Consider the following 19,924-nt stretch of genomic DNA (forward strand, 5'->3'; position numbering starts at 1 on the left):
AAGAGTTTAGAGGAGAAGACCCATGCGGCTTCTGGTGGTTGGACGGCTCTCGGGCCAGCTCGCGGCGGCGGTGAAGATGGCCATGGCGCACGGCGCCAAGGTCAATCACGTCGAACGCGCGGACCAGGCGACGGAACAGCTCCGGCGCGGGCAGGGGGCCGACCTGCTGATGGTCGACTACAACCTCGACATCGCCGGTCTGATCGCTGCGAACGAGCTGGAACGGATCTTCGTGCCGGTGGTCGCCTGCGGCGTCGATAACGATGCCGAGAAGGCCGCCGCCGCCATCCGCGCGGGGGCCAAGGAGTTCATCCCGCTTCCGCCCGACGCCGACCTGATCGCCGCCGTCCTGGCCGCCGTCGCCGACGACGAGCGCCCGATGATCTCGGCCGACCCGGCCATGAAGGCCGTGACCCAGCTGGCCGACCAGGTCGCCCGCTCCGAAGCCTCCATCCTGATCACGGGTGAGAGCGGCGTCGGTAAGGAGGTGATGGCCCGTTACCTCCACACCAACTCCAAGCGCGCCGAGCGTCCGTTCATCAGCGTCAACTGCGCCGCCATCCCGGACAACCTGCTGGAATCCGAACTGTTCGGGCACGAGAAGGGCGCCTTCACCGGCGCCGTGGCCCGTCGCATCGGCAAGTTCGAGGAGGCCGACGGCGGCACCCTGCTGCTGGACGAAATCAGTGAGATGGACGCCCGGCTGCAGGCCAAGCTGCTGCGCGCGATCCAGGAGCGGGTCATCGACCGTGTCGGCGGGACCAAGCCCGTGCCGGTCAACATCCGCATCATCGCCACCTCCAACCGCGACCTGGCCAAGGCCGTGGCCGAGGGCACGTTCCGCGAAGATCTGCTGTACCGTCTGAACGTCGTGAACCTGCGCCTGCCGGCCCTGCGCGAACGTCCCGGCGACATCGCCGTCCTGGCCGATCACTTCGTCAAGAAATACGCCGCCGCCAACGGCGTGCCCCAGCGTCCGATCTCGCTGGACGCCAAACGCGCCCTGACCTCGCACCGCTGGGCGGGCAACGTCCGCGAACTCGAAAACGCCATGCACCGCGCCGTCCTTCTGGCGGTCGGTCCGGAGATCGACGTGGAGGCCATCCGCCTGCCGGACGGCCAGCCCCTGACGGCGGGGGCCTCAGTCGACGCTGGCATGTCCGGCGGTGTCGCCGCCCGTGCGGCCCAGACGGCGGATGCGGTGTCCCGCGCCTACGTCGGCCAGACCGTCGCCCAGATGGAAAAGACCCTGATCCTGGACACGCTGAGCCACTGCCTGGGCAACCGGACGCACGCGGCCAACATCCTGGGCATCTCGATCCGCACGCTCCGCAACAAGCTGAACGAATACGCCGACGAGGGCACGACCATCATGGCCCCCCAGACCGGCATCGCCACGGGCGCCTACGGCTCGAGCGCGGCGTGACCGATCGTCGGACCGTTCTGGCGGGCCTCGGCGCGCTCGGCCTGATGGGCTGTGCGCCCAAGGGTGAGGCCGCCGCCCCCGTCGCCCCTCCGGCGCCCGAAGCCTTCGACCTGTCGGCGCTGGAACAGCGTGGCGGCGGCCGCCTGGGCTTCGTCGCCCACGACCTGGGCTCCGGCCGGGTCCTGACGGCGCGCGGCGACGAACGGTTCGTCTACTGCTCGACCTTCAAGATGTATCTGTCCGCCGCGACCCTGATGCGGGTGCAGGCCGGTCAAGAGCAGCTGGATCGGGCCATCCCGATCACCCGCGCCGACATGATCAACCACGCCCCGGTCACAGAGCCCGCCATCGGCTCCACCCTGACCGTCGAGCAGTTGATGAAGGCCACGACCGAGGTCTCGGACAACCCGGCCGCCAACCTGTTGCTGAAGGCGCTCGGCGGCATCGAGGCCATGCAGGCCTTCTATCGTGGCATCGGCGATGCCTCGACGCGCGTCGACCGGTTCGAGCCCGAGATGAACCGCCTGGACGGCGACAAGGACACCATCACTCCGGCTCAGTCGGTCGCCAACATCCACCGCCTGTTCATCGACGCGGCGACGCCGCTGTCGGCCGACTCCAAGGCCCTGCTGCTGGGCTGGATGTTCGCCTCGCCGACCGGCATGGACCGGCTGAAGGCGGGCGTTCCCGCCGACTGGCGCGTGGCGCACAAGACCGGCACGGGCGGCTATGGCCCGACCAACGACATCGGCATCCTGTATCCGCCCTCGGGCGAGCCGGTCATCGTCGCCGCCTACTACCACGCCACGCGTGAGACGACCGACGCCCAGAACGCCGCCGTCATCGCCGAGGCGACCCGGATGGCCCTGACCACGCTCGGCCGCGCATGAGCGACGTTCCCGCCCCGTCCGCCCAGCCCGTCCTGATGAAGGACGGCATGGCCCGCCCGTCCAGCGCGGACATTCGCGGCTGGCTGATGCGCGGCGAGGTCGGGATGGCCGTCGGCGTTATCGGCGTCATCCTGCTGCTGATCCTGCCGGTCCCGAAATTCCTGCTGGACCTGCTGCTGGCGATCTCGCTGGTGTCGTCGGTGCTGATCCTGATGACGGCGCTGATGATGAAGCGCCCGCTGGACTTCGCCATCTTCCCGACGGTGCTCCTGGTCTCGACCCTGTTCCGTCTTGGCCTGAACCTGGCGTCTACGCGTCTGGTCCTGACCCACGGGCACGAGGGCCACGACGCCGCCGGTCAGGTGATCAACGCCTTCGGCCAACTGATGATGGGCGGGGACTTCATCATCGGGATCATCATCTTCGCCATCATCCTGGTGGTGAACTTCGTGGTCATCACCAAGGGTTCGACCCGGATTGCCGAAGTGTCGGCCCGCTTCACCCTGGACTCCATGCCGGGCAAGCAGATGGCCATCGACGCCGACCTGTCCTCGGGCCTCATCACCGAGGACCAGGCCAAGATCCGCCGCAAGGAACTGGAGCAGGAATCGACCTTCTTCGGCGCCATGGACGGCGCCTCCAAATTCGTGCGCGGCGACGCCGTCGCCGGCCTGATCATCGTGGCCATCAACGCCATCGGCGGCATGCTGATCGGCGTGGTCCAGCATGGCCTGCCCATCGGCGAGGCCGCCTCCACCTATGTGCAGCTGACCATCGGCGACGGTCTGGTCACCCAGGTTCCCGCCATCATCATCTCGATCGCCGCCGGCTTCCTGGTGTCGAAGGCGGGCGTCGAAGGCTCGGCCGACAAGGCCCTGGTCCAGCAGCTGGCCACCAACCCGGTCAGCCTGGGCATGGTCGCGGGCGCCGCCGGCCTGCTGGCCCTGATCCCCGGCATGCCGATCATCCCGTTCGCGGCCCTGGCCGCCGGCGCCGGCTTCATGGCCTGGCGACAGGGGAGGGCGAGGCTCAAACCCCAACCGACCGAAGCCGAAAAGGCCGCCGCCGAAGCGGCCTCCAAGCCCAAGGATGACGCCGAAGAGCCCATCGGCACCGCCCTGACCATCGACGAGGTCAAGATCGAGCTGGGCTATTCCCTGCTGACCCTGATCAACGATCTGGAGGGCCGTCGCCTGACCGATCAGGTCCGCGCCCTGCGTCGCGCCCTGGCGCAGGAATTCGGCTTCGTCATGCCGTCGGTGCGGATCCTGGACAACATGCGCCTGCCGACCCAGGGCTACGCCATCCGCATCAAGGAGATGGAGGCGGGCGCCGGCGAGGTGCGTCTGGGCTCGCTGATGGCCATGGACCCGAGCGGGCGTCAGGTCGAACTGCCGGGCGAGCATACCAAGGAGCCGGCCTTCGGCCTGCCCGCCACCTGGATCGACGAGAACCTGCGCGAGGAGGCGACCTTCCGCGGCTACACCATCGTCGATCCCTCGACGGTGCTCACGACCCACCTGACCGAGATCCTCAAGGAGAACATGGCGGATCTGCTCTCCTACGCCGAGGTGCAGAAGCTGCTGAAGGAGCTGGGCCCGGAAGAGAAGAAGCTGGTCGAGGAACTGATCCCATCGGTCGTCACGGTCACCACCCTGCAGCGGGTGCTTCAGGCCCTGCTGCGCGAGAAGGTCTCGATCCGCGACCTGGGCGCCATTCTGGAAGGCCTGGCCGAGGCCGCGCCGCATTCGTCGTCGGTCACGACCCTGGTCGAGCACGTCCGCACCCGTCTGGCCCGTCAGCTGTGCTGGCAGCACAAGGCCGACGACGGGGCCCTGCCGATCATCACCCTGTCGCCTGACTGGGAAGCCGCCTTCGCCGAGGCCCTGGTCGGGCAGGGCGAGGACAAGCAACTGGCTATGGCGCCTTCACGGCTCCAGGACTTCATCCGTTCGGTCCGCGATGTCTTCGAACGCGCCGCCATGGCGGGCGAAAGCGCGGTCCTCCTGACCGGGCCGCAGATCCGCCCCTACGTCCGCTCCATCATCGAGCGCTTCCGCGGTCAAACGGTCGTGATGAGCCAGAACGAGGTGCATCCGAAGGCGCGACTGAGGACGCTGGGGTCGGTCTAGCGGTTCCGCACGCCCTGAACGTGGGCGGCGACGTCCATCCGGTCGTGCAGAAGGCGGATGATCTGGATCATCTCGTCATCGAACCGGTAGGCGATCAGATGCCTCGGACGCGCGACGCGATCTGGAGGCGGCGTTCCTTTTCGGGAGTTCCGCAGGTGGTAGAGGTAGATGCCGTTCTCGAACGGCTTTGCGCCGACCCGTTCCGGGTCCATCGCGAGGTCGCGATAGGCCTGATTGATCAGAACGCCATAACGATCTGCGGCCAGACGCCCGAAACTCGTGAAACTGGTGTTGACCACGGCGACCGTGTCGAAGCGCGCCGTGATGTCGAGGAGGATGCGCCTCAAGAACGCGTGGCTTCAGTCATGATCTCATCGAAAAATGCGTCGAGGTCTTCAACCTCGATGCCTTCGCCTCGGTCGAGCCGTTCGACGGAGTCCGCGAGCGCGGCTCTCAGGCGCTGACGCTTGGCTTCGTCGTTCGCGGCTTTCTTACTCAGACGTTCGACCGCATCGTTGATCAGGGCCGACCGATCCGCATAGGCGCCGGATCGAACCTGCTCCTCGACGAAACTCTCAAGGGATTTCGGCAATCTGAATGGTGCGTCATCCATCCGTGAAGCCTAGCTCAGAAAGGGCTTCCGCGCCACTAGTTCACCCGGATGAACCCGCCCGCGGACGCCGCGCGGGCCGCGTCGTTGGTGGGGCGGGCGATCAGGCCGGACTGGGTGATCCAGACCTCATAGGTCGCGCCGTTCGCCATCGGCATATAGGCGGCGGAGCCATAGAGGGTATCCACCGCGTCGATGTAGCGGCGGTACTTCCGCGCCACGTCCCAGACGCTGAGGTTCCACGGCACATATTCCAGGACGCCGCCGTTGTCGTCGCCGCCCGACAGGGCGTGGACGCTGCGGGCGCCGGTGCGTTCCTGTTCGATGTTCTGGTAGCGGCCGGACAGGCGGTCCAACCGGTACTGGGAATCCAGACCCACCACATTGGCCCAGGGCTTCCACTTCAGGACCTGGGCTTCCATCCGCCATTCGTCGCCGTTGACCGGATAGACGGCGGTGCGGGCCGGCAGGTCGCCGGCGGCGGGCTGGGCCACAACGACCTCGAAATACTGGGGCGCGAGCTGGCGGATCGACAGGGTCGCGACCGGCCGCTCATAGGTCAGGCGCTGATAGGTCTGGACGTTCTGACCGAGCAGGGCCGCGCTCAGCGCCAGGCCCAGCAGGGCCGCGCCGCCGACCGTGCCGAAGAAGCCGCCGAACAGCTTGCCCTTGAACAGGGAGCCCAGGCCCGCGAACAGGATGATGACGCCGATCACGGCCACCGCCGTCGGTGCGATCCACCACCACCAGAACATCAGACCCTCTCCCGAAACGGCACAGCCCGCGGCTGGAACACTTTGACAGTGCACAGGTTGCGCCGCCAAGGACTTCACTGGACACACGAACCTGTGCGGCTAATGCTGCGCGCCGCATGTTCCCGGCTTTGACCCAAACCCTTTCGTCGTTCGGCCGGTTCCTGAAGGAGGGCACGCTCGGGCGGTCGATCTTCCTGCTGATCGCCTCGGCCATCGTGCTGCTTCTCCTGGTCAATGTCTCGACCTTCGTCCTGATCCAGCGGACCGCGGCCTTCAACGAACAGGTGGACGCCACCTGGCAGCTGCGTCGCGCGGCGCGGGGCGTACTGCTGAACATCAAGGACGCGGAGACGGCCCAGCGTGGCTATCTGCTGACCGGCCAATCCGGCTTCCTCCTGACCTTCCAGCAGAGCACGGAGGCGGCGCCCCGGCTGCTGGATCAGCTGGAGCGGCTGGCGGACGGCGACGAACTGGGCGTGGCCTCGTCCGAAGCCCTGACGCGGCTGTCGCGCGACAAATTCCTGGAGATGACGGGGATCATCGAACTGGCCCGCACCGGGCGGACGTCCCAGGCCCTGGACCAGGTCCGGTCGGGGCGCGGCAAGCTCCTGATGGACCAGCTCGACGCCGAGATTTCCACCCTGGACAGCCAGCTGGGCGCGCGGTTGATCAGCCAGACAGGCCAATCGGAGGGGTCGGCCGTCTTCACCATCATCGTCAACGCGGTGGCGGGCGGTCTCATCCTGGTGCTGGGCCTGATCGTGCTGATCCTGATCCGACGCTATCTGGCGGAGCTGGCCGAGGCGCGGGCCGGTCTGGACCGGGCCAACCTGGACCTCGAAGAGAAGGTCAAGGCGCGCACCGCCGCCCTGACCCGCGCCAACGAGGAGGTCCAGCGCTACGCCTATATCGTCAGCCACGACCTGCGCTCGCCCCTGGTCAACGTCATGGGCTACACCTCCGAACTGGAGCAGGTCGGCAAGGTCATCGACAAGGCGATCCACGAGGCCGAGAAGGTCCGCACCGTCGATCCCGAAATCATCGTGGCCGTGCGCGAGGACATGCCCGAGGCCATCGGCTTCATCCGCGCCTCGACCGAAAAGATGGACCGGCTGATCAACGCCATCCTGAAGCTGTCGCGCGAAGGCCGCCGTGGTCTGGTACCCGAACAGATCGACATCGGCGCCGTCGCCGCCCAGTCCGCCGACAGCATCCGCCACATGCTGGAGGAAAGCGGGACCGAGTTCGTCGTCGGCGACATGACCACCTTCGAAAGCGACCGTCTGTCGATCGAGCAGATCGTGGGCAACCTGATCGAGAACGCCGTCAAATATTCGGACCCCTCGCGCCCGAACCGGATCGAGGTCTCGGGCCGCGATCAGCCGGGCGGCTGGGTGGAGTTCACCATCGCCGACCAGGGCCGGGGCATCGCGCCTAAGGACCATGAGCGCATCTTCGAACTGTTCCGCCGCGCCGGTCGTCAGGACAAGCAGGGCGAGGGCCTGGGTCTGGCCTTCGTGCGAAACAGCGTGCGCCGCCTGGGCGGCTCCATCGACGTTCGCTCCGAACTCGGACAAGGCTCGACATTCGTTCTGAAATTCCCCAAACGCCTGATCCTCGACGAGGCTGGAGAGACGCCGTGAACACCCCTGTGAAGATCGTGATGGTCGAGGACGACCACGGCCACGCCAAGCTGATCGAAAAGAACATCCGCCGGGCCAACATCTCCAACGAGATCGTCCATTTCGACCACGGCCAGCCGGCGCTGGACTACCTGTTCAGTGAAGAGGTGAAGGCCAACGGGCCGATGCTGATCCTGCTGGATCTGAACCTGCCGGACATGAGCGGGACGGACATTCTGGCCGAGGTCAAACAGGACGAACGGCTGAAGCGCGCGCCGGTCGTGGTCCTGACCACCACCGACGACAAGGTCGAGATCCAGCGCTGCTACGACCTGGGCTGCAACGTCTACATCACCAAGCCCGTCGACTATGAGAGCTTCGCGGACGCCATCCGCCAGTTGGGCCTGTTCCTGTCCGTCATGCAGGCGCCCGACATCGAATGACGTCCGAAAAGCCGCCCATCCGGCTGCTCTACATCGACGACGACCGCGGCCTGTCGCGGCTCGTGCAGAAGGAGCTCGGCCGTCACGGCTATGAGGTCACCCTGGCCGCCGACGGCGACGAGGGGGTGGCCGCGCTGGACGCCGCCGAGTTCGATATCTGCGCGCTGGACCACTACATGCCCGGCCGCGACGGCATCGACGTCCTGCCCGACATCCTGCAACGGCCCGCGCCGCCGCCCGTCGTCTATGTGACGGGCGCCCAGGAAGGCCGGATCGCGGTCGCCGCCCTGCGCGCCGGCGCGTCCGACTATGTCATCAAGGACGTGTCCGAGGACTTCACCGCCCTGCTGCGCTCGGCGCTGGAGGACGCCCTGTTCCGCCGCCGCCTGGAGCGCGAGAACGAAATCGCCCAGGAACAGGTCCGCCTGGCCCGCGACCGCGCCGAGGCCATGCTGCGCGAGGTCAACCACCGCGTCGGCAATTCGCTGCAGCTCGTCTCGACCTTCATGTCGCTGCAACTGCGCCATCTGGCCGACGAGGGCGCGCGCGACGCCCTGCGCGAAGCCCAGGCCCGGATCGAGGCCGTCGCCCACGTCCACCGCCGTCTCTACACGTCGGGCGACATGGAGACGGTGGATATGCAGGCCTATCTGGACGGTCTGGTCGGAGAGCTGTCGAAGTCGCTGGGCCCCGACGACGCCTCGCCCAACATCACGCTTCAGGCCCAGCCCATGCGGGTCTCGACCGACCAGGCGGTGTCGCTGGGCGTCATCGTGACGGAGTTGGTCACCAACGCGGTGAAGTATGCCTACGCCGCCGACGAACCCGGCGAGATCCGCGTCATCCTGGCCCCCGACGAGACCGGCCGCGCCATCCTGACGGTCGAGGACGACGGTCCGGGCCTGGGCGACGGAACCCCCAAGGGCACGGGGCTGGGCGGCAAGATTATTACCGCCATGGCGTCGGGCCTGCGCTCGGCGGTGGAGTTCGACGGCGCCCACAAGGGCGTCCGCGCCCGTCTGGCCTTCGACCTGTGAAACCCTCCCTCCAGTTCGGCATCGCCGACGCCGGAGCGGACTACCTCCTGCGTCCCGCCACCTTCGGCCTGGTCTTCCACGACGAGAAGATCGCCTGCGTCCGCGTGACCCGCGACACGCCCTATTACGACCTGCCCGGCGGCGCGGTTGACGGGGACGAGACCGAGCAGGAGGCCCTGATCCGGGAATATGTCGAGGAGACCGGTATGACCGTCCGTCCCCTCGAACGGATCGCCGAGGCGGCCCAGTATTTCCGCAAGTCGGACGGCCAGCCGGTCAACAACATCGGCGGCTTCTGGATCGCCGAGATGCTGGCGCTGGACCCCTCGCGAAAGGTCGAGGACGATCACGAACTGGTCTGGCTCCACCCCCGCACGGCCCTGGCCGAACTGCGCCACGACGCCCATGCCTGGGCCGTGGCGAAATGGCTGCGGCGCTAAGCGTCGCCATACGGAACACAGCCGCTTTCAGATCGCTCTTCTGGCCGAAGCGTCGTCCTGTCGGCGGCGTCCATGTCAGGAGTTCGAAATGCCCGATCAAGATCGCATCGAAGGCGCCGCCAAGAACATCGGCGGCAAGATCAAAGAAGGTATCGGCAACGTCACCGGCGACGAGAAGCTGAAAGCCGAAGGCAAGGCCGATCAGGTGACCGGCAAGGTCCAGAACACCATCGGCGGCATCAAGGATTCGCTGCGCGACAACCGCAACTGACGACACCGCGTCAGTCTCAGGGAAGGGCCGCTCCTCCGAGCGGCCTTTTCGCCGTCCGGCGCGCAGCTTTTCGTCAAAAGCTCCGTGCACCCCAGCGAAGGCTGGGGTCCAGATCACGGATACAGGCGGCCGGGATTTCGCACCGGCCTTTCCGACCTTTGGTTCGCCATCTGGACCCCAGCCTTCGCTGGGGTGGACGGGTGACGCTCAGTCCTTGCCGAACAGGCGGAACGACAGGCCCTCGGACCGCTGGTCGTCGGTGCGGCAATCGGTGGTGAACGAGACCGACCCGCCGTGACGCGTCGGGCGCGACCGGCAGTCCTGGATGCGCGGGGTCACCACGGCCGCGGCCTGCCGTTCCGGGGCGCCGCACTGGACGGCGTATCCGCCGTCCTCGCCGGGCGTGGCCAGGCAGGGAACGGGCTCGCCCGGCGGACGCAAGCCAGCGGGCAGACGGTCGCCCAGCGCGGCGAACAGTTCGCTGCGCACCCGCGCCTGACAGGTCTCCAGCGGCGTCTCGCCCCGGATCATCGGATTGCACTGTGACCGCTCCCAGCCGAACGGATCGGCCACGGCCCAGTCGGGCAGGGTGGTTTCGGCGACGACTTCCACCGCCTCGACCGGTTCCGGCTCGGGCGCCGGCGTCGCCCAGACCACGGCGCTTCCCGCCGCCTGCTGAAGCACGAGAGACAGGGCGAGGGCGGTCAGCATGGTGCGAGCTCCTGAACGACGGCCAAGCTCACACGAAATCGCCGTTTCCGCACCTCACGGCTGCGTGTCATCGCGTCAGCGCCCGCATCGCCCGGTCCAGGCCGTCCAGCGTCAGCGGATACATCCGCTCGTCCATGACCTCTTGCAGCAGCTTCACGGACGCCGTGTAGCCCCAGAACTTCTCCGCCACCGGGTTCAGCCACACCGACTTGCCCCACTGCAGACGCGCCCGCCGCATCCAGACCGCGCCCGCCTCCTCGTTCCAGTGCTCGACCGAGCCGCCGGGCATGGTGATCTCATAGGGGCTCATGGTCGCATCGCCGACGAAGATGGCCCGCCAGTCGCCGGGGTATTTGTTCAGGAGGTCCCAGGTCGGGATCTTCTCGGCGTGGCGACGCCGGTTGTCCTTCCACACCCCCTCGTAGAGGCAGTTGTGGAAGTAGAAGAACTCCAGGTTCTTGAACTCGGTCCGGGCGGCGCTGAACAGCTCCTCGCAGAGCTTGATATGGCCGTCCATCGACCCGCCGACGTCCAGGAACAACAGGACCTTGATCGTATTGCGCCGTTCCGGCCGCATCTGGATGTCCAGCCACCCCTGACGCGCCGTGCCGTCGATGGTGCCGTCGATGTCCAGTTCCTCGGCCGCCCCCTCGCGCGCGAACCGACGCAGGCGACGCAGGGCCACCTTGATGTTGCGGGTCCCCAGTTCGACCGTGTCGTCCAGGTTCTTGTATTCGCGCTTCTCCCAGACCTTCACGGCCCGGCCGTGCTTGGGCTGGCCGCCGATCCGCACGCCCTCGGGATTGTAGCCGCCGTTGCCGAAGGGAGAGGTGCCGCCGGTGCCGATCCACTTCGATCCGCCCTCGTGGCGCTTCTCCTGCTCCTCCATCCGCTGCTTCAGCGTCTCCATGAGCTTCTCGAAGCCGCCCATGGCCTCGATCTCGGCCTTTTCCTCTTCGGTGAGGAATTTCTCGTTGAGCAGTTTCAGCCAGTCCTCGGGCACGTCCAGGCTCGGCGCCTCGCCCGCGCCGATGGTCTCGATTCCCTTGAACACCGTGCCGAACACCTGATCGAACCGGTCGTAGTGTTTCTCGTCCTTGACCAGGACCGCGCGCGACAGGTGATAGAAGTCCTCCACCCGGCCGCCAGCGACGTCCTTGTCCATGGCCTCCATCAGATGGAGCCATTCCTTGGTGGAGACAGGGACTTTCGCCTGACGCAGGGCGGAGAAGAAGGGGAGGAGCATCAGAGACTAGCCAGGGCTTCGGAAAGACGGGGAACGTCGTGGCTTACGATCTCCCAGAGGACGGAAAAATTGGCGGAGCCATAGTCGTGGGCCAGGCGGTGACGCAGGCTGATCATGCCACGCCAATCGATGTCCGGCAGTTTCGTCTTGATCTCTGGAGAAAGCTTGGTGACCGCTTCGCCGATCAACAGCAATCGGAAGGCCGTGGCGTCTCTTCTCATCCAGTCAGCCGCGAAACCCCGCTGATCCAGCCCCGCAACGTAGTCACCGATCAAGGTGGCGGACTGTCGGATATCGACGATGAGGACCAGGTCAGACGGCAACGATGTCTCTCATGATCGTCGTCTTCAGGTAGGGATTTCGCAGACCGTCGGTGGTCAGCAGATCGACGTTGAGACCAATAGAGTCCTGAATGTCTTCAGCCAGGCTGTAGAACCTCAGCCCAAGCGGCTTGGACAGATCCACCAGCAGATCGACATCGCTGTCCGGCCCCGCCTCGTCCCGCGCGTAGCTGCCGAACAGGCGCACGTTGACGATGCCCTGTTCTTCCAGCCAGGGCTTCAACTCTCGCAGCTTCACCAGCAGTTCGTCGCGGGTCATGCCGCCATCATAGCCTATCCCCGCCGCAGGATGAACTCGTGGTCGCGCCAGGCGCCGACGGGGTATTCGTACTCCCCGGCCTTGGTGAAACCGTTGCCGGCATAGAGCTTCTGGGCCTTCAGATTTCCGCTCCAGACGCCGATCCACAGCGGGCCGGTCGAATGGGTCTCCATCCAGTCCAGCGACAGGGCCAACAGCTTCGTGCCGAGCCCCAGCCCCTGCGCGGCCTTGTCGACATAGATGCGGCGCAGTTCCTGATCGCCGTCTCTTGCGTCCGGGTGGGGCAGGCCGTTCGGGCCGGCGTTGGCATAGGCGAGGAAGACGCCGTCGCGCTCGGCCAGCCAGTAGCCGCTCCTGTCCTCCTCGATCCTGCGCCGCACCGCCGCCGGGCCGAAGCTGTCGTCGAGATAGGGCAGGAGATCCGCCTCGGGGTAGGGGATGGCGAAACCGTCCTCGGCCACGAAGGTGTCGAGGAAGGTCCGGCGGCCCAGCTCGGCCAGGGCGTCTGCGTCTTCCAGGCGGGCGGGGCGGATCAGGACGTCGGTCATGGCCTGCTTTCACTCAAGCCGCCGAGCCTCTCAACATATTTCCGCTCATCCCCGCGACCCGAAGGGCGGCGCGTAGCAGCCAAAGCGGGGACCCAGTTCTTTCGTGAGGCAGGGTGCGCTGGATGAAGGTCTTGCGGCACACCGGATTGTTTGATCGTCCAAAGCACTGGGTCCCCGCTTTCGCGGGGATGAGCGGGTGGGGTAGGTTGCCCCCATGTCCGTCGCCCTGTTCACCCACGCCGACATGATCGCCCACGCCCCCGGCGCGGGGCATCCGGAGAAGCCCGAGCGGCTGGCCGCCGTCCTCGCGGCGCTGGACGACGCCTCTCTGAAGCTGGACCGCCGTGACGCCACCGAGGCCGCCGTCGCCGACCTCGAGCGCATCCACCCCGCCGCCTACGTCGCCCGCATGATCGAGGCCTCGCCCGCGACCGGTCTGGCCCAGCTCGACGCGGACACGATTCTGTCGCCCGGCAGCGTTCGCGCCGCCCGCCTCGCCGCCGGGGCCGCCATCGACGCGGTCAGAGCCATCGCAAACGGCCAGACCCAGCGCGCCTTCGCCGCCGTCCGCCCGCCCGGCCACCATGCGGAGCCGAACCAGGCCATGGGCTTCTGCCTGTTCTCCAACGTCGCCGTGGCCGCCCGGGTCGCCCAGTCCCTCGGCATGGCCAGGGTCGCCGTGGTCGATTTCGACGTCCACCACGGCAACGGCACCCAGGCGGCGTTCGAGAACGACCCCAGCCTGTTCCTGGCCTCCATCCACCAGATGCCGCTCTATCCCGGCACGGGGGCGGCGTCGGAAACCGGCGTCGGCAACATCGTCAACGCCCCGGTCGAGCCCCATGCCGCGCGCGAATCATGGCGGGCGACCTTCGCCGGCGGATTGATGCCCGCGCTCGACGCCTTCGCCCCGGACCTGGTCATCATCTCCGCCGGGTTCGACGCCCACCGCCGCGATCCGCTCGCCCACCAGAGCCTTGAGGCCGAGGATTTCGCCTGGGCGACCCGCGCCGTGCTGGAGGTCGCAAGGCGACATTGCGGCGGCAAGGTTGTCTCTTCGCTGGAGGGCGGTTACGACCTCGAAGGACTGGGTCGTTCGGCCCTTGCCCATGTCCGGGCCCTTGGGGAGGCGTAAAGCTTGGTTCGCGCCTGCAAGCCCCGCCCCGTTTCCATCACAACATGACGTCAGACCCCGCCCGACATGATCCCGGCCAGATGCTGAAGCCTTCGCGCCCCGGTACGATCACCCTGGCCCGCCACGGCGAGCCGGCGCTGTCGCGCAAATGCATGCTGACGTCCGACCAGTATTGCGACTGGTGGGCTAAGTATGAGCTGGGCGGCCTGCTGGCCGGCCAGACCCCGCCGCCCGAGCTTCTGGCCACGGCGGCAGGGGCCGGCGTCATCTTCGCCTCGACGCGCCAGCGCGCCCAGGAAACCGCCATCGCCGTCTCGGCCGGGCGCGAGATCGTCTCGGACGTCATGTTCATCGAGGCGCCCCTGCCGCCGCCGCACTTCCCGAACTGGTTCAAGCTGCCGCCGAAATACTGGGGCGGGGTGGCCCGCTTCTGGTGGCACGCCTTCAACCACCATGAAGGCCAGGAAACCCGCGCCGAGGCCGAGGTCCGATCCGAACAGGCGGCGCAACGCCTCATCGCCCGCGCCGAGGCCGGCGAGGACGTCCTCGTCCTCGCCCACGGCTATTTCAACCACATGGTCGGAACCCGGCTGAAGGCCGACGGCTGGAAGCTGGTCCACAACCAGGGCTTCAAATACTGGTCCCAGCGTCGCTACGAGCGGGCCTGATCGCCGTTTACCCTGCGACGTTCGTTCCCCGTTGAAGCGAGTGCGCGGCCCCTCTAGGGTCGCGCGGATGTCAGACGCAGCGCCCTCCATTCCCGCCGATCTCAGCTTCGAGGACGCCCTGTCGCGTCTGGAGACCATCGTGTCCCGCCTCGAGTCCGGCCAGGCGCCGCTGGAGGAATCGATCACCCTCTATGAGGAGGGCGCCCGCCTGAAGGCCCATTGCGAGGCGCGCCTGAAGGCCGCCCAGCTGCGCGTCGAGAAGATCGTGGTCGGCGCCGACGGTCAGGCCAAGGGCGTCGAAGCGGCCGAGTTCGGCTGATGGACGCCGCGACCACCTCCCCCGTGGCCGACCGCATCGCCTTCGACGACTTCATGAAGGTCGACATCCGCATCGGCCGGGTGCTCAAGGCCGAGGCCTTTCCGGAAGCCCGCAAGCCCGCCTTCAAGCTGACCATCGACTTCGGTCCGGACATCGGCGTCAAACGCTCGTCGGCCCAGATCACCCGCCACTACACCCTCGACCAGCTGACCGACCGCAAGGTCGCCGCCGTGGTCAACTTCCCGCCGCGCCAGATCGGTCCCTTCATGTCCGAGGTCCTGACCCTGGGCTTCCCGGACGCGGACGGCGAGGTCGTGCTGGTGGGCGTGGACCGTGACGCCGTCGTCGGCGGGAGGCTGTTTTGAGCCAGCCGCCCCAGCCCAAGATCGTCGCCGCCAACTCGCCGGAACAGACGGTCATCGACCGCGTCGCCGAGGTAGCCGACCTTGTCACCGTCGCCCTCGACGAACTCCTGCCCCGCGCCGACGGCCCCGAGACTCGTCTGATGGAGGCCATGCGCTATGCGGCGCTGGGCCCCGGCAAGCGTCTGCGGCCCTATTTCGCGATGGAGGCGGCGCGGCTGTTCGACATCGAGGAGCGGCCGGTGCTGCGGGCCGCCTGCGCCCTGGAATGCGTCCACGCCTACAGCCTCGTCCACGACGACCTGCCGGCGATGGACAACGACGACATGCGTCGGGGCCGTCCGACTCTCCACATCGCCTATGACGAGGCCACCGCCATCCTGGCCGGCGACGCGCTCCAGACCGCGGCCTTCGACATCATCCTGCATCCCGACACCCATGACGACGCCGAGATCCGCTGCGAGCTGGCGGCCCGGCTGTCCTTGGCCAGCGGCGCGCGCGGCATGGCGGGCGGCCAGATGATCGACCTTCTGGGCGTCCACGACGACCTGGGTCAGGTCGCCCGCATGCAGCGGTTGAAGACCGGCGCCCTGTTCACCTACGCCTTCGAGATACCCTTGATCATCGCCCAGGCGCGCGAGGCGCACTGCAACGCCCTGATCAATTTCGCCCACGACATTGGCCTAGCCTATCAGATCGTCGACGACCTGCTGGACGTCGAGGGCACGGCCGAGGAACTCGGCAAGGCCGCCGGCGGCAAGGACGCCGCCCAGGGCAAGACGAACTTCGTGACCTTGCTGGGCGTCGAACAGGCGCGGCATCGCGTCGCGCACCTGGCCGACCAGGCCCGCAGCCACCTCGACCTCTTCGGCCCCGACGCCGAAAACCTCAAGGCGAGTGTGGACTTCGTGCTAAACCGTCGGTCCTGATCCGCGTTAGAGACTTGAATGCCCGACACTCCCCTGCTCGATAAAGTCCGTGTGCCCGCCGACATGCGCGGGTTCGACGCCGCACAGTTGCGTCAGCTGGCGGACGAGCTGCGGACCGAGACCATCGACGCCGTCTCCACCACGGGCGGCCACCTGGGCGCGGGTCTGGGCGTCGTCGAGCTGACCGTCGCGCTTCACCACGTCTTCGAGACGCCGAAGGACATCCTGATCTGGGACGTCGGTCACCAGTGCTATCCGCACAAGATCCTGACCGGGCGGCGCGACCGCATCCGCACCCTGCGTCAGGGCGGCGGCCTGTCGGGCTTCACCAAGCGTTCGGAGAGCGAATACGACCCGTTCGGCGCGGCCCACGCCTCGACCTCCATCAGCGCCGCCCTCGGCTTCGCCGCCGCGCGCGACCAGAAGGGCGAGAAGAACCGCGTCGTGGCCGTCATCGGCGACGGCTCCATGTCCGCCGGCATGGCCTATGAGGCGATGAACAACGCGGCCGAGACGACCGGCCAGCTGACCGTCATCCTCAACGACAACGACATGTCCATCGCGCCCCCGGTCGGCGGGATGAGCGCCTATCTGGCCAAACAGGTTTCGGGCGGCGCCTATCAGAATTTCCGGAAGTTCGGCCGCGAGGTCGTCCAGCACATGCCCCGCCCGTTCCGGGAGGCGGCCAGGAAGGCCGAGGAATACGCCCGCGGCATGATCGTCGGCGGCACCTTCTTCGAGGAGCTGGGCTTCTACTACATCGGCCCGGTCGACGGGCACGACATGGACAACCTGGTCCCCATCCTGAAGAACGCCGCCGCCATCACCGACCGTCCGGTGGTGGTCCACGTCGTGACGCAGAAGGGCAAGGGCTATGCCCCGGCCGAAAGCAGCGCCGACAAGCTGCATGCGGTGGTCAAGTTCGACGTCGTCTCGGGCAAACAGTCCAAGGCCGTCTCCAACGCCCCCAGCTACACCAAGGTCTTCGGGACCGAGCTGATCAAGCGGGCCGAGCGCGATCCGTCGATCGTCGCCATCACCGCCGCCATGCCGTCCGGCACCGGTCTGGACCTGTTCGGCCAGGCCTTCCCCAAGCGCACCTATGACGTCGGCATCGCCGAGCAGCATGCCGTGACCTTCGCCGCCGGTCTGGCCGCGGACGGCATGAAGCCCTTCTGCGCCATCTATTCGACCTTCCTTCAGCGCGGCTACGACCAGGTCGTCCACGACGTGGCGATCCAGAAGCTGCCGGTCCGCTTCGCCATGGACCGCGCCGGTCTGGTCGGCGCCGACGGCTCGACCCACGCCGGATCGTTCGACATCGGCTACATGGGCGCGCTGCCGGGCATGGTCCTGATGGCCGCCGCCGACGAGGCCGATCTGGCCGCCATGATCTCCACCGCCTGCGAGATCGACGACCGTCCCTCCGCCTTCCGCTATCCGCGCGGCGACGGTGTGGGCGTGGACATCCCCGAACTGGCCGCCCCGCTTGAGATCGGCAGGGGTCGGATCGTCCGCGAAGGCACGGCCGTCGCCATCCTGTCCTTCGGCACGCGACTGCAAGAGAGCCTGAAGGCCGCCGACATCCTGGCCGCCCACGGCGTCTCGGCCACGGTCGCCGACGCCCGCTTCGCCAAGCCTCTGGACCACGACCTGATCAACCGCCTGGCGCGCGAGCACGAGGCCCTGATCACTGTGGAGGAGGGCGCCATGGGCGGCTTCGGCGCCTTCGTGCTGCAGCATCTGGCCGCCGAGGGCGCGCTGGATACGGGGCTGAGGATCCGGACCCTGCATCTGCCGGACGTCTTCCAGGACCAGGATACGCCGGCGGCGCAATACGCCGAGGCGGGGCTGGATGCCGAGCATATCGCCGCGGCGGCGCTGAAGGCGCTGGGCGTGGATGCGGCGCGGGGTGCGGTTCGGGCTTAGACATCCGCGTCTCCTCCCCGTCCGAAGGATGGGGAGGTGGATCCGTAGCGGAGCGGAGGAGACGGAGGGGCTCTTTCTGCGTGCACCCAAGAACCCCTCCGTCAGCTCGCGGAAGGGCTCGCTGCCACCTCCCCATGCGCGGAGCGCACGGGGAGGAGACGTTGACGATCTAGCTCACAGCACCCCGATCATGCTCGCCACCAGCGGGTGCCGGACGATGTCCCGGTCCGCCAGCTTCACCACCGCGATCTCCGGCACGACCGTCAGCTTCTCGGCGATGTCCGCCAGACCCGACACGCCGGGCAGCAGGTCCGACTGATGCGGGTCGCCCGTCACCACCATGGTCGAGTGCCAGCCCAGACGGGTCAGCAGCATCTTCAGCTGGGTGTAGGTGCAGTTCTGGGCCTCATCGACCACGACGAAGGCGTTGTTCAGCGTGCGGCCGCGCATATAGCCGATGGGGGCGATCTCGATCAGGCCCTCGGCCATCAGGGCGCCGACCCGCTTCATCGACAGCCGGTCCGACAGGGCGTCGTAGAGCGGCCGCAGATAGGGGGCCAGCTTGTCCTCCATGGCGCCGGGCAGGAAGCCGATGGATTCGCCCGCCTCGACCGCCGGACGGCTCAGCACGATGCGCCCGACCTTGCCGGCCTCCAGCGCCTCGACCGCCTTGGCCACGGCCAGATAGGTCTTGCCCGTGCCTGCCGGGCCCAGCGCCAAGGTCAGGTTGTGGGCGTCGATGGCGTTCAGCAGTTCGGCCTGCCCCTCGGACTTGGGCTTCAGCGTCTTCAGATAGCTCTGGTCCCGGTCGTCGTTCGATGGGTGGGGCGACCAGCCACGGCCCTGCGGTGTCGGCAGGCGGCGAACTTTCGCATCCTGGCCATAGTCGGGACCGTCAAAAGCTCCGCCTTCGCGAGCTTGACGCTTCAGGGCTGCACGCTTGGTCATCAACGCCTCCAGGGCATGAAAAAAGGCGATGCTGCGAAAGCATCGCCTCGAACGAGGGTGGGGAGGTTGGAAGCGACAGCGCAACGCCGTCCGGGGTCGGAGATGTATCCCACATCCAGCGGCAGTCGCCGCAGACCCGCACGCGTCACGCAGACACTCCTGGGCTCTGGCCGGACCGGGATTGATCCGGCTTCGGATCCGGGGTCGAAATGGCGACCTCGAATCGCATCAACAGATTGATGCTATCGTGGTTAGCGAAGGGTTAAAGCCCTCTTTTGCTTGAGAATAAGGTGATGTTTCGATGACGATCTATTCGCTGGCGGACAAGAAACCGCAGCTTCCGCCAGAGGGCGAATACTGGATCGCGGACAATGCTGTCGTCGTAGGAGACGTGATTCTGAAGTCGGGCGCCAGCGTCTGGTTCGGCGCGACCGTGCGGGCGGACAACGAGACCATGATCATCGGCGAGAACACCAACATCCAGGACGGCAGCGTCCTTCACTCCGATCCCGGTTCGCCCCTGGTGATCGGGCGGGACGTGACCGTGGGGCACAAGGTCATGCTCCACGGCTGCGAGATCGGCGACAACTCCCTGATCGGCATCGGGGCGGTGATCCTGAACCGGGCCAAGATCGGAAAGAACTGCCTGATCGGGGCGGGCGCGCTGATCCCGGAAGGCAAGGAGATCCCGGACGGGTCGCTGGTCATGGGCCAGCCGGGCAAGGTCATCCGCGAACTGACCGAGGGCCAGATCGCCGGCCTGACCTATTCGGCCCAGCACTATGTGCAGAACTGGAAGCGGTATGCCGAGGGGATGAAGGCTCTCTGACCCTCTCCCCTTGCGGGAGAGGGAGCCGGCGCACGAGAGCGTAGCCGTCGTTCTTGCGCCGGCGGGTGAGGGGT

Annotated in this window: 24 protein-coding genes; 15 read left to right on the forward strand and 9 right to left on the reverse strand. The window is 67.2% G+C overall.

Translation table 11 applies throughout. The features are described 5' to 3' along the window. Positions 1-22: 22 nt before the first annotated feature. From ACETK8_RS06575 to flhA, 3 genes are read left to right on the forward strand one after another with little or no spacing between them, the layout of a single operon-like run. Positions 23-1,426 (forward strand): sigma-54 interaction domain-containing protein, encoded by a 1,404-nt coding sequence (locus tag ACETK8_RS06575; protein ID WP_374038715.1) that lies wholly within the window; start codon positions 23-25, stop codon positions 1,424-1,426. After that, positions 1,423-2,316 (forward strand): class A beta-lactamase, encoded by an 894-nt coding sequence (gene bla / locus ACETK8_RS06580; RefSeq protein WP_374038716.1) that lies wholly within the window; start codon positions 1,423-1,425, stop codon positions 2,314-2,316. The genes ACETK8_RS06575 and bla overlap by 4 nt, the downstream gene beginning before the upstream one ends. After that, complete coding sequence (gene flhA / locus ACETK8_RS06585; protein ID WP_374038717.1) at positions 2,313-4,448, forward strand: flagellar biosynthesis protein FlhA; 2,136 nt, start codon at positions 2,313-2,315, stop codon at positions 4,446-4,448. The genes bla and flhA overlap by 4 nt, the downstream gene beginning before the upstream one ends. On the opposite strand, the gene ACETK8_RS06590 is transcribed toward flhA, so the two are convergent. From ACETK8_RS06590 to ACETK8_RS06600, 3 genes are read right to left on the reverse strand one after another with little or no spacing between them, the layout of a single operon-like run. Then, positions 4,445-4,795, reverse strand: coding sequence for a type II toxin-antitoxin system RelE/ParE family toxin (locus tag ACETK8_RS06590; protein WP_374038718.1), 351 nt, complete (start codon positions 4,793-4,795; stop codon positions 4,445-4,447). The two genes, flhA and ACETK8_RS06590, sit on opposite strands and share 4 nt — an antisense overlap. Then, positions 4,792-5,061 (reverse strand): ribbon-helix-helix domain-containing protein, encoded by a 270-nt coding sequence (locus tag ACETK8_RS06595; RefSeq protein WP_374038719.1) that lies wholly within the window; start codon positions 5,059-5,061, stop codon positions 4,792-4,794. The genes ACETK8_RS06590 and ACETK8_RS06595 overlap by 4 nt, the downstream gene beginning before the upstream one ends. Before the next feature lie 35 nt (positions 5,062-5,096). Continuing rightward, a complete protein-coding gene (locus tag ACETK8_RS06600; RefSeq protein ID WP_374038720.1) occupies positions 5,097-5,813 on the reverse strand; it encodes a hypothetical protein in 717 nt (238 codons plus the stop codon). 128 nt (positions 5,814-5,941) lie between these two features. Between ACETK8_RS06600 and ACETK8_RS06605 the strand changes: the two genes are divergently transcribed. The 5 genes from ACETK8_RS06605 (at position 5,942) to ACETK8_RS06625 (ending at position 9,626) form a co-directional block, all read left to right on the forward strand. Further along, entirely contained in the window at positions 5,942-7,456 is a 1,515-nt protein-coding gene (locus tag ACETK8_RS06605) for a sensor histidine kinase (protein ID WP_374038721.1), read from the forward strand. 20 nt (positions 7,457-7,476) lie between these two features. Then, positions 7,477-7,878 carry a response regulator gene (locus tag ACETK8_RS06610; RefSeq protein WP_374039360.1) on the forward strand — a complete coding sequence of 134 codons (402 nt, stop codon included), beginning with the start codon at positions 7,477-7,479 and terminating at the stop codon, positions 7,876-7,878. Further along, positions 7,875-8,915 carry a sensor histidine kinase gene (locus ACETK8_RS06615; protein WP_374038722.1) on the forward strand — a complete coding sequence of 347 codons (1,041 nt, stop codon included), beginning with the start codon at positions 7,875-7,877 and terminating at the stop codon, positions 8,913-8,915. Before ACETK8_RS06610 ends, ACETK8_RS06615 begins: the two co-directional genes overlap by 4 nt. Continuing rightward, on the forward strand, positions 8,912-9,355 hold the full coding sequence (locus tag ACETK8_RS06620) for an NUDIX domain-containing protein (RefSeq protein ID WP_374038723.1): 444 nt from the start codon (positions 8,912-8,914) through the stop codon (positions 9,353-9,355). The genes ACETK8_RS06615 and ACETK8_RS06620 overlap by 4 nt, the downstream gene beginning before the upstream one ends. An 88-nt stretch (positions 9,356-9,443) precedes the next feature. Continuing rightward, a complete protein-coding gene (locus ACETK8_RS06625; protein ID WP_374038724.1) occupies positions 9,444-9,626 on the forward strand; it encodes a CsbD family protein in 183 nt (60 codons plus the stop codon). Positions 9,627-9,833: 207 nt separating this feature from the next. Here the strand turns inward: ACETK8_RS06625 and ACETK8_RS06630 are convergent, their stop codons facing one another. The 5 genes from ACETK8_RS06630 to ACETK8_RS06650 form a co-directional block, all read right to left on the reverse strand. After that, positions 9,834-10,337 carry a hypothetical protein gene (locus ACETK8_RS06630; protein ID WP_374038725.1) on the reverse strand — a complete coding sequence of 168 codons (504 nt, stop codon included), beginning with the start codon at positions 10,335-10,337 and terminating at the stop codon, positions 9,834-9,836. A gap of 67 nt (positions 10,338-10,404) precedes the next feature. Next, positions 10,405-11,583, reverse strand: coding sequence for a vWA domain-containing protein (locus tag ACETK8_RS06635; RefSeq protein WP_374038726.1), 1,179 nt, complete (start codon positions 11,581-11,583; stop codon positions 10,405-10,407). Beyond that, on the reverse strand, positions 11,583-11,906 hold the full coding sequence (locus tag ACETK8_RS06640) for a DUF86 domain-containing protein (RefSeq protein WP_374038727.1): 324 nt from the start codon (positions 11,904-11,906) through the stop codon (positions 11,583-11,585). The genes ACETK8_RS06635 and ACETK8_RS06640 overlap by 1 nt, the downstream gene beginning before the upstream one ends. After that, positions 11,896-12,183 (reverse strand): nucleotidyltransferase family protein, encoded by a 288-nt coding sequence (locus ACETK8_RS06645; RefSeq protein WP_374038728.1) that lies wholly within the window; start codon positions 12,181-12,183, stop codon positions 11,896-11,898. Before ACETK8_RS06645 ends, ACETK8_RS06640 begins: the two co-directional genes overlap by 11 nt. A 14-nt stretch (positions 12,184-12,197) precedes the next feature. After that, entirely contained in the window at positions 12,198-12,731 is a 534-nt protein-coding gene (locus tag ACETK8_RS06650) for a GNAT family N-acetyltransferase (protein ID WP_374038729.1), read from the reverse strand. A gap of 214 nt (positions 12,732-12,945) precedes the next feature. Here ACETK8_RS06650 and ACETK8_RS06655 point away from each other — a divergent pair, with 214 nt between their 5' ends. The 6 genes from ACETK8_RS06655 (at position 12,946) to dxs (ending at position 18,073) form a co-directional block, all read left to right on the forward strand. Continuing rightward, complete coding sequence (locus ACETK8_RS06655; protein ID WP_374038730.1) at positions 12,946-13,866, forward strand: histone deacetylase family protein; 921 nt, start codon at positions 12,946-12,948, stop codon at positions 13,864-13,866. Between the two features lie 80 nt (positions 13,867-13,946). Beyond that, positions 13,947-14,534 carry a histidine phosphatase family protein gene (locus tag ACETK8_RS06660; RefSeq protein WP_374038731.1) on the forward strand — a complete coding sequence of 196 codons (588 nt, stop codon included), beginning with the start codon at positions 13,947-13,949 and terminating at the stop codon, positions 14,532-14,534. A gap of 67 nt (positions 14,535-14,601) precedes the next feature. Beyond that, entirely contained in the window at positions 14,602-14,853 is a 252-nt protein-coding gene (locus tag ACETK8_RS06665; protein WP_374038732.1) for an exodeoxyribonuclease VII small subunit, read from the forward strand. After that, positions 14,853-15,218 carry a tRNA-binding protein gene (locus ACETK8_RS06670; protein WP_374038733.1) on the forward strand — a complete coding sequence of 122 codons (366 nt, stop codon included), beginning with the start codon at positions 14,853-14,855 and terminating at the stop codon, positions 15,216-15,218. The genes ACETK8_RS06665 and ACETK8_RS06670 overlap by 1 nt, the downstream gene beginning before the upstream one ends. Before the next feature lie 53 nt (positions 15,219-15,271). After that, positions 15,272-16,144 (forward strand): polyprenyl synthetase family protein, encoded by an 873-nt coding sequence (locus ACETK8_RS06675; protein ID WP_374039361.1) that lies wholly within the window; start codon positions 15,272-15,274, stop codon positions 16,142-16,144. A gap of 18 nt (positions 16,145-16,162) precedes the next feature. Then, positions 16,163-18,073: a 1-deoxy-D-xylulose-5-phosphate synthase gene (gene dxs, locus ACETK8_RS06680; protein WP_374038734.1), complete on the forward strand. Its 1,911-nt coding sequence runs from the start codon at positions 16,163-16,165 to the stop codon at positions 18,071-18,073. Between the two features lie 174 nt (positions 18,074-18,247). Here the strand turns inward: dxs and ACETK8_RS06685 are convergent, their stop codons facing one another. Continuing rightward, entirely contained in the window at positions 18,248-19,033 is a 786-nt protein-coding gene (locus ACETK8_RS06685) for a PhoH family protein (RefSeq protein WP_374039362.1), read from the reverse strand. A 289-nt stretch (positions 19,034-19,322) separates the two neighbouring features. On the opposite strand from ACETK8_RS06685, the gene ACETK8_RS06690 reads away from it, so the two are divergent. Then, a complete protein-coding gene (locus ACETK8_RS06690; protein WP_374038735.1) occupies positions 19,323-19,850 on the forward strand; it encodes a gamma carbonic anhydrase family protein in 528 nt (175 codons plus the stop codon). The last annotated feature ends 74 nt before the right edge of the window (positions 19,851-19,924 follow it).

This window comes from Brevundimonas staleyi (assembly GCF_041893865.1).
Classification (GTDB): domain Bacteria; phylum Pseudomonadota; class Alphaproteobacteria; order Caulobacterales; family Caulobacteraceae; genus Brevundimonas; species Brevundimonas staleyi.